Source organism: Asanoa hainanensis (assembly GCF_900188485.1).
Taxonomy (GTDB): domain Bacteria; phylum Actinomycetota; class Actinomycetes; order Mycobacteriales; family Micromonosporaceae; genus Asanoa; species Asanoa hainanensis.
Genome location: NZ_FZPH01000002.1, coordinates 263096 through 275648, shown reverse-complemented (window position 1 = coordinate 275648; position 12553 = coordinate 263096). Strand labels below are relative to the sequence as shown.

Sequence of the window (12553 nt, the reverse complement as noted above, 5' to 3'; positions counted from 1 at the left end):
AATCACATCCGCCAGGCCCTGGCGCCTCGGGTTAACGTGTGACATGGCCATCCAGTCGGACCGCGACGCCGTCATTGTCGCCACCGCCCGCTCACCCATCGGTCGGGCCGTCAAGGGATCGCTGCGGGAGCTGCGGGCCGACGACCTGACGGCCACCATCGTGCGGGCCGCGCTCGACAAGGTGCCGGAGCTCGACCCGACCACGATCGACGACCTCTACCTCGGCTGCGGCCTGCCCGGCGGCGAGCAGGGCTTCAACATGGCCCGCGTGGTCGCGACGCTGCTCGACCTCGACGGGCTGCCGGGTGCCACGATCACCCGCTACTGCTCGTCGTCGCTCCAGACCACCCGGATGGCGTTCCACGCGATCCGCGCGGGCGAGGGCGACGTCTTCATCTCCGCCGGCGTCGAGTGCGTGTCGCGGTTCGCCCGAGGCTCGTCGGACTCACTGCCGCCCGAGGCGCAGGAGCTCGTCGGCGGCCCCTGGGAGAACCAGCGGTTCGCCCCGGCCAGGGTGCGCTCCAAGGCACGAGCGGCCGGTGGCGGCGAGGTCTGGCACGACCCCCGCACGGACGGCGACCTGCCCGACGTCTACCTCGCGATGGGCCAGACCGCTGAGAACCTCGCCCAGGTCAAGGGCGTGAGCCGCGAGGAGATGGACGAGTTCGGCGTACGCAGCCAGAACCTCGCCGAGAAGGCGATCGCCGACGGCTTCTGGGCCCGCGAGATCACCCCCGTGACGACCCCGAGCGGCGCTGTGGTGTCGCAGGACGACGGCCCCCGCGCCGGGGTGACGCTGGAGGGTGTGGCCGGCCTCAAGCCGGTCTTCCGCCCCGACGGCCGCATCACCGCCGGCAACTGCTGCCCCCTCAACGACGGCGCCGCGGCGGTCATCGTGATGAGCGCCGCCCGCGCCCGCGACCTGGGCATCACCCCGCTGGCCCGCATCGTCTCGACGGGCGTCACGGCCCTGTCCCCCGAGATCATGGGCCTGGGCCCGGTCGGAGCGTCCCTGCAGGCCCTGAGCCGAGCCGGCATGACCATCGACGACGTGGACCTGGTCGAGATCAACGAGGCGTTCGCGGCCCAGGTCATCCCGTCGTACCAGGACCTGGGCATCCCGATCGACAAGCTCAACGTGATGGGCGGAGCGATCGCGGTAGGCCACCCCTTCGGCATGACCGGCGCCCGCATCACCGGCACCCTGATCAACTCCCTCGACTGGAACGACAAAACCATCGGCCTAGAAACTATGTGCGTCGGCGGCGGACAAGGGATGGCCATGGTCCTGGAGAGGCTTAGCTAACCCAACTTCAAAATCAAGATCTGATTTGCCACGGTTCGTCGGCGGCACGACCGTTGCTCCCGCTCAGACCGGGCCGGGCCCTAGGGGGCCCGGCCCTGCCAGGTCCGCGGTCCACAACCGAGGCTTCGCATCGGTCGCTTTGCTCTGCACCCAGATCCGCACATTCCGATTGGGGTGTTGCGTATATGGGTGCAGAGCAAAGCCTGGCGAAAGCACCCTGCTGGCAGGCGGTCGGGGGTGCCCGCGCGAGCGATGCGGCCCGCCGGCGTCTGGATGGCGCCGAAGCGCGCGCGGAGGGTTGTCCACGCCTGGGTTCTGGCGCCCCGCCGAGAGCCGGGCGATGCGGCCCGGCGGTGACAGCGAACCGCATCAGGAGGCGGGCAGGAGGCACCCACGCCCACGGCTGGCGCCCGCCCGACGGCCGGATGCGGCGGTGTTTTGCCGATCGCGTCGGGGCGGGGGCGGGTTTGCCCGCGCCCGGGATCTGGCGGCCGGGTTGGGTGGCTAGGCGACCTGGGTGATCTGGCCCGGTGGGCGTGGCGGGACCGCGTCGGGGTGCAGGATCGCAGCCAACGACTCCACGCCGTCGACCAGGCGGGGGCCTGGGCGGACGATCAAGGCGTCTGCGTCGATGGCCCAGACCGGGGTCGACGGGAAGTGCGGCAGGACCGTGCGGGCCTGGGCTGTCGCGCCGACCACGTCGTAGCCGCAGGGGGCCACGATGACCACGTCCGGGGAGGCCTCTTGGAAGGCGGCCCAGCTGGTCGCCACTGAGCGGGCGCCTGGGTGAGCTACCACCGGCGTGCCGCCGGCTGCGGTGACCAGGTCCGGGATCCAGTGGCCGGCGCCAAAGGGTGGGTCGGTCCACTCGACCACAGCTACCCGTGGGCGGGGGCGGTCGGCCACTGCGGCCGCCACCGTCGACAGTCGGCTGCGCAGTGTGGTGACCAGCGTGGCGGCCGCTGCTGCGGCGAAGGCGCGGTCGCCGACCGCGGTGATCGACTCCAGCACGTCGGTGAGCGTGTGGGGGTCCAGGGTGAGCACGTCCGACTGGCAACCCAGGTGATCGAGCGCGTCAGCGACTCGGCCGGCGGGCAGGGCGCAGACTCGGCACAGGTCCTGGGTGAGGATCAGGTCCGGGCGCAGGTCGGCCAGGGCGTCGGCGTGCAGCGTGTAGAGGTCCGTGCCGGTTGCTGCCGCCGATCGCACGTACGCGTCGATCTCGGATGGGGTCAAGTCCTTGGTGTCTCGGCCGCCGACCACGACCGTGGGGGTGAAGCCGGGTGGGACCGTGCACTCGAAGGTCACGCCGACCAGGTCGTCGCCCAGGCCCAGGGCGTAGGCGATCTCCGTCGCGGACGGGAGCAGGCTGACGAGGCGCAGGGTGGTCAGCCGACCTTCCATGTCGTCACGTCCGCGATGCGCTTGCCCGGGCCGATCAGCTGCTCCAGCGTGGTGCGCAGCGTGGCCTCGTTGACCGTGCCGTCGGCCAGGACCACGCACTGTGCTTTCCAGAAGGCGAAGTCGGACTTGGCCTGGGCCCGCTGGAAGTCGCCGATGCCCGGCACGACGCCCTCGGTGGCGGCCTGCTGGATCAGTTGCGAGGTGGGCTGCTTGAACGTGCCCATCGACGCCGTGCCGTTGGCGCCGTACGGCGCGATGAAGAAGCCCTCGGGGATCGCGAAGCCGGCGTCGGCCGCCGCGGCCCAGCGCATCGGCCAGGGCTCCTTGGGGTTCGCCAACGGCACCGGCACCATCACGCCGCCCGGTGAGACGCACTCGCGCCAGTGGCCGCCGCTGATGAACTCGGGCACAGGGGCGCGGTCGACGGTCGGCAGTGGCCGCGGGAAGACCGGCAGCAGGGCGAGCGCCACGAGTGCCGGCACGACGACCTTGGCCGGCTGCTGCCAGGTCAGCTTGAGCGCGGTGTCGACGGCGACCACGAGCACCGTCGCGATCAGCGGGATCAGTGCCAGTGCGAACCGCATCGGCAGGGCGCCGTCGACGATCGGGAGGCCGAGCAGCAGCCGGTACGGGCCGCTGATGTCGGTGCGGGTGGCGTTGACGACGACCTCGGGGCCGAGCGAGAGCGCCGCCATCACGACCGCGGCGATCGTGCACGCCAGCACCAGCGGGCGGCGGATCAGCCAGGCCGCGCAGCCGATCGCCACCAGGATCAGCGGCCAGCCGAAGAACGTGTTGTATTCGGCCGCGCCGGTGCTCAGCCGCGCGTTCTCGTCTTTCCCGGCCCACGACAGCGGCGAGAACGTCTTGAAGCTGGCCAGGTCGGCCGAGAAGAAGTGCGGGCTGAACACGCCGTTGGGCACGCTCTGCGGCCCCTTGAACTGGAACCACAACGGGTACGCCAGCGCGACCACCGACAGCACGACCGCGACCGCGACGCCGCCCACCGCACCCCGGAGCGCGCGGCGACTGAACGCGGGACGGGCGCCGACGTAGACCAGCGTCATGATCACGAGGGTGAGCGCGGTGAGGAACAGGACCTCTTCGCCGATGAACACCTGGATCGTGACCGTGACCGCGAGGATCACACCGAAGACCACGATGCGACGCCAGTTGCGCCCGCCTTCGCGGCCGGCGTTGGTCGGGTCCGCCGGGTCGGCGGCGCGGACGATGCTGACCACCGCCCAGACCAGCACCGGCACCAGCCACAGCGCGGTCATGTGCAGGTGGCTGTTGTTCTGCGAGATCATGCCGGGCGCGAAGCCGCAGAACCCGCCACCGAGGCCGGCGGCGAGCCGGTGCGCGCCGAGCACCCGCCGGAAGAGCAGGTAGAACGCGACCGCGGTGAGCCCGAGGGTCAGGGTGGCCAGCAGCGCGAACGTCACCGGCGCGCCGAACAGCAGCGTGACCGGCGAGAACAGCGCACCGAGCGCGATGACCGTGGTGTTGGCCATCAGGTTGACCCCGTCGGGCGCGTTCAGCCGGTCGGTGACCAGCGAGAAGTCGCCGTGCAGGACCCGCGAGTCGACCGCCAGGAACCACTCGTAGAGCGTCTGGTCCTCGGGGTTGAGGCCGAGCACTTTGCCGGTCGGCGACGGCCACAGGCCGTGCATGATCCAGGCCGCCAGCAACAGGAAGCCGAGGCAGATGGCCAGGTCCGCGAGGTGCGGCCGGAGCCGGGCGGCCGACCAGCGCGCGGATCGCCCCGGCGCCGGTGGCGGGTCGGCGGGGTCGGCCTGCTGCGCCGCGCGGGCAGTGCTGGTCACGCGCTAGACCCTAGTATGCGAAGTGGCGTGGCAGGTGCCGCCTCCACCGTAGCCGCGGCCAACCGGTTACCGTGACAGGCGGTTACCGTGACGGTGACGCTGCCCGGGTGGTGGAACGGCAGACACGGCTGCCTTAAAAGCGGCTGCCGAAAGGCGTGCGGGTTCGAGTCCCGCTCCGGGCACGGCACAGGTCAGGCGATCCACCGCCAGTTCTGCCGTGGATACCGCACCGTCAGGCCGGCGCGCACCAGGTTGTCCAGCGACGGGTTGCGCTCACCCGGCGACGGCTGGCCGGTCTCCGCCACCAACCACCGGCAACCGGCCGCCCGGGCGGCCTCGGCCCGGGCGGTGATCAGCGCCGACTGCGCGCCCTGGTTGCGATGGTCGGGCAGCACCGTTCCGGCGCTGAGCGCACCGACCGAGCCGTGCACGAAGAGGTTCCCCACCCCGACCAGTTCCGGCCCGTCCCAGACGCCGTACGGCCGGAACGCCGGGTTCCGCACCGCCCCCGAGATCATCTGGTCCAGGCCATCGGCCGGCATGCCGAACCCCCGCAGCAGCACCAGGGCCCACTTGTCGAAGTCCCCGGCCTCGACGGGAGCGACCCGCAGCCGCGTGCCACCGGCCGGCCGGACCGCGTCGATGGGCGCCGCGAGCTTCACCCAGGACGACACCGGCTCCAGCCCGTACGCCGTCCGGATCTCCTCCCAGTCGGCCGGAAGCACGGCGGGCGCGATCTGGATGACCGCGCTCGGCGTCCCTTCCGACCGGTAGAACCCGACGATCTGGTCGACCAGGTCCCTCGTCACGGGTTCGGTGAACCCGAACCCGAGGGCCTTGCTCCAGTAGTTGGTCGGGTCGTGGCGCGCGGACAGCACCACCCCGCCTCCGATCCGGGCGGCCGCGAGCCCGAGGCGAGCCCGCACGTCCGGCGCGGACACGCTCTCGTAGGCGAACATCGCTTCCGCCTCGGCCCCTCGACCGAGGCGACAAATTCTGTGCTCACACCGCCAAGATGCGGCAATCACCCAGGAAGTTCGACGCCGACACGGGTGTCCGTCGTCACGCGACCCGGGTCGGGCGCGGCAGGTGGAACAGCCGGGCCCGCTGCACCAGGCCGCCCGCGCGGTGCTGCACCCACACCGCGCCCGGCGGGCAGTGCGTCGGGTCCTCCGGCGGGCTGACCAGGTCGAACTCCCAGATGTCGAGGTCGCGGCTGGCCACCACGTTGGTCAATTTATGCCCGACGCCGTCGGCCAGGTCGTTGTCCATGCCGCGCAGCAGGAACGCGTGGCCGGTGGCCTGGATGCCCGGCGGCCAGAACGACTCGACCGTCGGGGACCAGTCCTCGGCCAGCACCGAGGCGAAGTGCCCCCGGTCCATCGCGACGAAGGCCTCCTCGGCGCTGCGGCGGCGAGCGGCGGCGCGGGCGGTCACGTCGTCGTGCGCCTCGTCGGCGGTGGCCAGGAGCGCCTCGGCCAGCTTCCGGCGGGCCTCGCTGAGCCGGCTGCGGACGGTGCCGACCGGCACGGCACAGGCGTCGGCGATGTCCTGGTACGACGTGACACCGGTGAAGTGCCGCAGCATGACGACCAGCCGCAGCGACGGGGACAGCCCGTCGAGGGCGTGCCACACCCAGTCCCGGGCGGCGTGCTGCTCGAGCAGCTCGGCCGGGTCGGGCTCGCTCGACGGCAGGGTCGCGGCCACCCGCTCGTCCAGGGCCGTGGAGACCGGTCCACGCAGCCGCATCTTGCAGGCGTTGCGGACGATCATCCGCAGCCAGGGGCCGACCGCCGAGGGGTCGCGCAGGTCACCGATCCGGCGCAGCGCGACCAGGGCCGCCTCCTGGACGGCGTCCTCGGCGTCGGGGCCGGCGCCGAGAATCCCGTAGGCGACGGCGAGCTGGCCGGCTCGGTGCCGGGTGAGCAACGAACCGAGTGAGCTGACGTCACCGGACTGCGCGGCGAGCACCAGGTCGGTGTCGGTGGCTGGCATTCGCACCAAGGTACGCGTCACCGGAACGTGATTCTCCACTTGTTCGCGCATTACCAGTACCCTTTGGGCACCAAATTCTTCCCTGATGGAGGCGTGACTGTGAAGACGTCCAACCCGGTGCTGGCGGGGCTGGGCCAGGCGGCCGAGCGCGAACGCGCAGCGGGCCAGCCCGGCTACGTCCAGCCGTACCCGGCGGGCGCGGGAGCCTATCCGGCCGCACCGCCCGCGGTACGACCGATGTCGATCGATGACGTCGTCATCAAGACCGTCGCACTCCTCGCACTCGTGGGCATCTCGGCCACGGTCGCCTGGAACGCGATCCCTGACTCGATGGTCTTTCCGGCCCTGATCGGCTCCCTGATCGTCGGTCTGGTCCTGGGCCTGGTCATCTCGTTCATGCGGATGGCCAACCCGGCACTGATCGTCACGTACGCCGTGGTCGAGGGCGTGTTCGTGGGCCTGATCAGCGAGTTCTACGAGAACATCGCCGGCTACCGGGGCATCGTGCTCCAGGCCGTGATCGCCACCTTCGGCGTCTTCTTCGTGATGGCCGGGCTCTACAAGGCCAAGGTCATCCGGGCCACGCCGCGGTTCCAGAAGTTCATGCTGGCCGCCCTGGCCGGCGTCTTCGCGGTGATCATGATCAACCTGCTGCTGTCGCTGTTCGGCTTCAACACCGGCCTGCGCGACAACGGCGCGCTGGGCATCGGCTTCAGCCTGGTCTGCATCGTGATCGCCTCGCTGAGCTTCGTGCTCAGCTTCCACGAGGTCGAAGAGGGCGTCCGGATGGGCCTGCCCGAGCGCTACTCGTGGGTCGCCGCGTTCGGCATCCTGGTCAGCCTGATCTGGCTCTACCTCGAGGTGCTGCGCCTGCTGAGCTTCCTGCAAGGCGACGACTGACCTTTTTGCCAACCTGAGCGCCCCCGCCGTCGCGAGACGCGGGGGCGCTCCCATTTGGGTGGCTATGGTCGAAGCCGGGGGTACGCCATGCAGAGTTCGAACCCGGTCCTGACCCACCTCGACGACACGGCCCGCACCGAGCGCCAGGTGCTCGGCCGGGCGCCGGCCACGGGCGCGATGACCGTCGACGACGTGGTCGTCCGCACGGTCGCGCTGATCCTGCTGACCACGGCCGTCGCCGCGGTCGCCTGGTTCACCATCGAGACGGGCCCGGCGCTGCGCTTCGCGATCATCGGCGGCTCGATCGCCAGCCTCGCGCTCGTGCTGGTGATCAGCTTCAAACGGATCACCAACCCCGCGATCATCAGCGTGTACGCGATCCTCCAGGGCCTGCTGCTCGGCGTGGCCAGCCGGGGCTTCGAGGAGCTCTACCCCGGGATCGTGATCCAGGCGGTGGTCGGCACGCTCGGCGTCTTCCTGGGCATGGGCCTGCTCTACCGGGCCCGGATCATCCGCGCCACGCCCCGGTTCACCCGCTTCGTGATCGGCGCGCTGATCGGCGTGGTGGTGCTCGCCTTCGCCAACCTGATCGTGTTCTGGGTCAGCGGCCGCCAGGGCCTGGAGGTGTACGACCGGACAGGCCAGGTCGGCTGGGTCCCGTACGTGTTCGCGGTCGTCTGCATCGGCGTCGGCGCGCTCACCTTCATCCTCGACTTCAACGCCGTCGAACAGGGCGTCCGCTACGGCCTCCCGCGCCGCTACGCCTGGTACTGCGCGTTCGGCATGCTGGTCGGCCTGATCTACCTCTACTGGCAGATCCTCCGCCTGCTGAGCTACATCCGGCGCTAACTTAGTGCCGTGACGGATCAGGACCTTGGGCGGATCGTCGACCTGTTGACCCGGCAGGTCTCGCACTGGCAGGGGCCGCGCTGGGCGGCGCCGGCCGCGACCGGGGACGGCACCCGGGGTGACGCGGTCTACCACCTGGTCCAGCGCCTGGCCGACCTCGCCGCCGACGTGGAGGGCCGGGTCCGCCAGGAGGTGCCCCGGCTCGACAACGACGCCTCGCTGCCCGACCAGCTCCGAGTGGTGGCCGCCGACCTCGTCGCCGCCGACCCCGCCCCCGAGATCCTGGTCGTGGCCGCGACCGACGTGGCCGCGGTGAGAGCGGTCCTCTAAGGCTTCCGATAGCCGCCCGTCCACCACGAGGTGACCAGGTCCGCGTACGTCGTCGGGGCCTCTTCCCAGGCGAAGTGTGCCGCGTCGATGATGTCCAGCTTGCTGTGCGGCAGCCGGTCGTGCAGGAACTGCGCGTTCGCCGTCGGCACCGCGCGGTCGTCCCGGCCCGCGATGATCTCGACGGGGGTGTCCAGCGTGCCCAGCTTGTCCCGCAGCACCGGCAGGTCCTCCGGGTAGGCCCGCGCATAGCTCATGGACTCGACGAACCTGTCACCCTCGTACGACGAGAGGTAGTCCTCCTTGATCTTGCCCGGCAGGTCGTAGTCCTGGATGGTGCCCAGCGCCGCGTTGACGATCACCCGGCCGTCGACCGCGCGGAACTCGTCGACGCTCGGGCTCAGCACCCAGTCCCGCAGCGGCCCTTCCAGGGTGATCGGCACGCTGCTGGCCCCGCTGCCCACGACCAGGCTGCGCAATCGGCCCGGGTGGTTGGCCGCCGCGAACAGCGCGGTGCCGGTGCCGACGTCGGGGCCGACCATGTGTGGCTGCTCGAGCTCGAACTCGTCGGCGACGCGCACCACGAAGTCGCCCATCGCGTGCGGTGACATCATCTCGTCGCGGCGTTGGGACCGGCCGAACCCGGGCAGGTCGATCGCGACCAGGTGGGTGTCCTCGGCGAGCTGCGACCACATCTGGTCGAACGCGTAGACGCTCTCCGGCCAGGGACTGAGTAGCAGGGCGTCGGCGTTGCGCGGCGCACTCTCGGCGTACCGGACGGCGAGCCCGTCGATGCGGCGGAACTGCGGCTTGAGCTGCTGGGTCTTCGCCATGAAACATCGCCTCCTTTCGCCGCGCTTACCCAGAAATGTGGCTTTAACCCATTGGGGCTACTGCGTTCTTGACACTACCTCGCAATGCGAAGTAGCTTCTCCACCGTGGACACCACCCAGCTACTCAAAGGGGTGCTCGACCTCGCTGTGCTGGCCGTGCTCAAGGACGAGGACGGTTACGGCTACGACATCCTGCGCCGCCTCCGGACGGCCGGGCTCGACGAGGTCGGCGACGCCTCCGTCTATGGCACCTTGCGCCGGCTCTTCCAGGCCGGGCTCCTGACCACCTACGTCGTGCCGAGCGAGGAAGGGCCGCACCGCAAGTACTACGGCCTCAACGCCGCCGGCCGCGACCAGTTCAACCGCGCCGGCAAGACCTGGCGCACGTTCGCCGCCACGATGGACGGCCTGCTCGACGAACGGGGGGTGGCGGCATGAGCGAGCGCAGCGAGCGCAGTCAACTCAGCTGTCCGCAGTCATGCTCCACCGACCGAAGGGAGGTGGCGGCATGAATGCCGTTACGGAGCAGGACGCATATCTCGAAGCGGTCCGGCGCGCGTTGAGCGACCTCGACCCGGCGGTCCGCGACGAGCTGCTGGAAGACCTGCCGGAGCACTTCGCGGAGGTCGCGGCCGAGGGGGACGCGACGCTGGTCGAACGGCTCGGGCCGCCCGAGGCGTACGCGGCCGAGCTTCGGACCGCCGCCGGTCTCGGCGTCGCGGCCACGCCAGCAGCTCGGGGCCTCGACGACCGGATCTCCGCCGTGGTGCGCCGGGCGCGCGGGGTGGTCGGCGTCGCCGACCGCAAGACCGGTCCGCTGCTCGGCTACGGGAAGGCCAGCGAGTTCCTGCGCATGCTGAGACCGGGCTGGTGGGTGCTGCGCGGCTACCTGGTGGCAATGGCGATCACCTGGCTGACGTCGAACGGCAACGAGGCCGGGCTGCTGCCCCGGCTCGGTGGCAGCACGCTGGCGGCCGCGCTCCTGCTCGCGGTCTGCCTGGTGGCCTCCATCTGGCTCGGCCGGCGCGAGCCCACGCTGTCGTCCACGCCCCGCACCGGCCTCGCCATCGGTGGCGTGTTCCTCGTGCTCTTCGGCCTGGTCGTGTTCGACAAGGCCGACCGCTACGGGGGTGGGTGGGACACGCCCCAGAGCGTGTCGGGCAACCCTTACGACTACGTCCAGGATGTCTACGTCTACGACGAGAACGGAAACCCGCTCACCAACGTGACGCTGTACGACCAGGGCGGCAACCCGATCCAGCTCGGCGACCCGTACCGGTGCCAGGAGGCGTTCTACCAGGCTCAGGCCGGCGCTCCGATGTACCCGTACTGCCCGAACCAGCGGCCCTACGTCGTGGCGCCGCGGGCCGGTCAGGTCTCCGAACCACAAGCGGAGCCGACGGAGGGGCCGCCGGCAGCGGGCCCGAGCGCCACGCCGGCCCCGACCGCTACGCCGACTGAGGTGCCCACCCCGACGCCGACCAACTGAACATCATATCGATCCGCATCGAGGGCGACGCGGCGTGCACCGAGCGCGAAAAGCGAGGTGTATGCCACGTCGCCGTCGTCTTTCGTTCGCCCGTACGGCATGGCAAAGTTTTGGAACCGCTACCCGCGGACCGCATTTACGGCAGCCGACGATGTCTGACCCGACAGGAGGACGGCCCATGGGTACGAAGGTCAGTTACCCGAGCCTCGAGGGCACCACCGACGGCTACCTAGCCGTGCCGGCCGGTGCCACCGACGGCGCGCCCGGCGTGATCGTGTTGCACGAGTGGTGGGGGCTCACCCCGCACATCACCGCGATCGCCGACCGCTTCGCCGAGGCCGGCTTCGTCGCCCTCGCGCCCGACCTCTACCAGGGCCGGTCGACGACCGACCGGGAGACCGCACGCCAACTGGCCACGGGCCTGTCGCGCGACCGGGTCGCCCACGACCTGACCGGCGCGGCCGAGTTCCTCGCCGCCCGGCCCGAGGTCAGCGGCGACATCGGCGCGGTCGGCTTCAGCACCGGCGGCAGCCTCGCCCTCTGGGCACCGACCCTGTCCGAACGGGTGACGGCGGGCGTCGGCTTCTACCCGTCGCTGCCCTGGGAGTGGGTCGCGCCCGAGTGGTCCGGCTACGCCGGCAAGCACGCGGTCATCCACTGCAGCGAGGAAGACGGCACCTCGGCCGCGGTCACGTCGACAGCCGACGCCATCACCGCTGGCGGCGGCACGGTGAAGCTCTACGACTACCCGGGCAGCCGGCACGGGTTCTTCAACGACGACCGCCCGGAGAGCTACGACCGGGTCGACGCGGTGACGGCCTGGGCCCGCACCATCGAGACCGTGCGGAGACTGGCGCCCACCGTGGTGTAAGAACAAGCGGTGGTGGTGCACTCCCCCGCCGAGGTCGCCGCGCGCGCGGCCGGCTCGGCCGACCTGGTCGCGTTGGACGCCGGCGTGGTCGACTGCTTCGCCTGCCCACGCCTGGTCGCGTGGCGGGAAGAGGTGGCCGCGACCCGCCGGGCGGCGTTCCGCGACCAGGTCTACTGGGGACGGCCGGTGCCCGGTTTCGGCGTCCCCGACGCGCGGATCGCGATCCTCGGTCTGGCGCCCGCCGCACACGGCGGCAACCGCACCGGCCGGATCTTCACGGGCGACCGCTCCGGTGACGTGCTGTTCGCCGCGCTGCACAGGGCGGGCCTGGCCAACCAGCCGACCAGCGTCTCCGCCGACGACGGGCTCGCGCTGCACGACCTACGGATCTTCGCCTCGGTGCGGTGCGCCCCGCCGGACAACAAGCCGACGCCGGTCGAGCGCGACACCTGCGCGCCCTGGCTCTGGCGCGAGCTCGAGCTGATAAAACCGACTGTGCGCGTCGTGGTCGCGCTGGGTGCGTTCGCCTGGGCGGCGTGGTGGCCGGCGATGAGCAGGGTGTACGGCGGCGCGCCGCCCAGTCCGCGCCCGGCGTTCGGTCATGGGGCACACTGGACGAGCCCGGACGGTGGATATCCTCACCTGCTCGGGTGTTATCACGTCAGCCAGCAGAACACCTTCACCGGCCGGCTGACGCCCGCGATGCTCGACGACATCTTCGCTCGGGCCAAGGAGTTGGCCAGGGGGGCATAA

General features: G+C 71.0%; 13 protein-coding genes and 1 tRNA gene. 9 read left to right on the top strand and 5 right to left on the bottom strand.

Translation table 11 applies throughout. From position 1 onward, the window contains the following. Positions 1-43: 43 nt before the first annotated feature. Positions 44-1306 carry an acetyl-CoA C-acetyltransferase gene (locus CHC05_RS05165; protein ID WP_089245220.1) on the top strand — a complete coding sequence of 421 codons (1263 nt, stop codon included), beginning with the start codon at positions 44-46 and terminating at the stop codon, positions 1304-1306. A 504-nt stretch (positions 1307-1810) separates the two neighbouring features. Here the strand turns inward: CHC05_RS05165 and CHC05_RS05160 are convergent. Both CHC05_RS05160 and CHC05_RS05155 read right to left on the bottom strand, forming a co-directional pair. After that, the gene (locus CHC05_RS05160) at positions 1811-2710 is read right to left on the bottom strand and encodes an ABC transporter substrate-binding protein (protein ID WP_089245218.1); all 900 of its coding nucleotides are present in this window, start codon (positions 2708-2710) and stop codon (positions 1811-1813) included. Next, positions 2695-4536: a hypothetical protein gene (locus CHC05_RS05155; RefSeq protein WP_089245216.1), complete on the bottom strand. Its 1842-nt coding sequence runs from the start codon at positions 4534-4536 to the stop codon at positions 2695-2697. Before CHC05_RS05155 ends, CHC05_RS05160 begins: the two co-directional genes overlap by 16 nt. A 101-nt stretch (positions 4537-4637) precedes the next feature. Here CHC05_RS05155 and CHC05_RS05150 point away from each other — a divergent pair. After that, positions 4638-4718: transfer RNA gene (locus CHC05_RS05150), tRNA-Leu, on the top strand. A gap of 9 nt (positions 4719-4727) precedes the next feature. On the opposite strand, the gene CHC05_RS05145 is transcribed toward CHC05_RS05150, so the two are convergent. Together CHC05_RS05145 and CHC05_RS05140 are read right to left on the bottom strand one after the other, a co-directional pair. After that, on the bottom strand, positions 4728-5495 hold the full coding sequence (locus CHC05_RS05145; RefSeq protein ID WP_089245214.1) for a GNAT family N-acetyltransferase: 768 nt from the start codon (positions 5493-5495) through the stop codon (positions 4728-4730). Positions 5496-5598: 103 nt separating this feature from the next. Further along, entirely contained in the window at positions 5599-6531 is a 933-nt protein-coding gene (locus CHC05_RS05140; protein WP_089245212.1) for an RNA polymerase sigma factor, read from the bottom strand. Positions 6532-6630: 99 nt separating this feature from the next. Between CHC05_RS05140 and CHC05_RS05135 the strand changes: the two genes are divergently transcribed. From CHC05_RS05135 to CHC05_RS05125, 3 genes are all read left to right on the top strand, one after another. Continuing rightward, the gene (locus tag CHC05_RS05135) at positions 6631-7431 is read left to right on the top strand and encodes a Bax inhibitor-1/YccA family protein (protein WP_089245210.1); all 801 of its coding nucleotides are present in this window, start codon (positions 6631-6633) and stop codon (positions 7429-7431) included. Positions 7432-7518: 87 nt separating this feature from the next. After that, positions 7519-8280: a Bax inhibitor-1/YccA family protein gene (locus CHC05_RS05130; protein ID WP_089245208.1), complete on the top strand. Its 762-nt coding sequence runs from the start codon at positions 7519-7521 to the stop codon at positions 8278-8280. 9 nt (positions 8281-8289) lie between these two features. Then, positions 8290-8610: a hypothetical protein gene (locus CHC05_RS05125; protein WP_179266054.1), complete on the top strand. Its 321-nt coding sequence runs from the start codon at positions 8290-8292 to the stop codon at positions 8608-8610. Here CHC05_RS05125 and CHC05_RS05120 read toward each other — a convergent pair. Beyond that, positions 8607-9440: an alpha/beta fold hydrolase gene (locus tag CHC05_RS05120; RefSeq protein ID WP_089245206.1), complete on the bottom strand. Its 834-nt coding sequence runs from the start codon at positions 9438-9440 to the stop codon at positions 8607-8609. The two genes, CHC05_RS05125 and CHC05_RS05120, sit on opposite strands and share 4 nt — an antisense overlap. Positions 9441-9545: 105 nt before the next feature. Between CHC05_RS05120 and CHC05_RS05115 the strand changes: the two genes are divergently transcribed. The 4 genes from CHC05_RS05115 (at position 9546) to CHC05_RS05100 (ending at position 12553) form a co-directional block, all read left to right on the top strand. After that, the gene (locus tag CHC05_RS05115) at positions 9546-9878 is read left to right on the top strand and encodes a PadR family transcriptional regulator (RefSeq protein ID WP_089245204.1); all 333 of its coding nucleotides are present in this window, start codon (positions 9546-9548) and stop codon (positions 9876-9878) included. Between the two features lie 70 nt (positions 9879-9948). Continuing rightward, on the top strand, positions 9949-10929 hold the full coding sequence (locus CHC05_RS05110) for a DUF1700 domain-containing protein (RefSeq protein WP_089245202.1): 981 nt from the start codon (positions 9949-9951) through the stop codon (positions 10927-10929). 178 nt (positions 10930-11107) lie between these two features. Further along, on the top strand, positions 11108-11800 hold the full coding sequence (locus CHC05_RS05105; protein WP_089245200.1) for a dienelactone hydrolase family protein: 693 nt from the start codon (positions 11108-11110) through the stop codon (positions 11798-11800). A gap of 9 nt (positions 11801-11809) precedes the next feature. Then, positions 11810-12553: a uracil-DNA glycosylase gene (locus CHC05_RS05100; RefSeq protein WP_089245198.1), complete on the top strand. Its 744-nt coding sequence runs from the start codon at positions 11810-11812 to the stop codon at positions 12551-12553.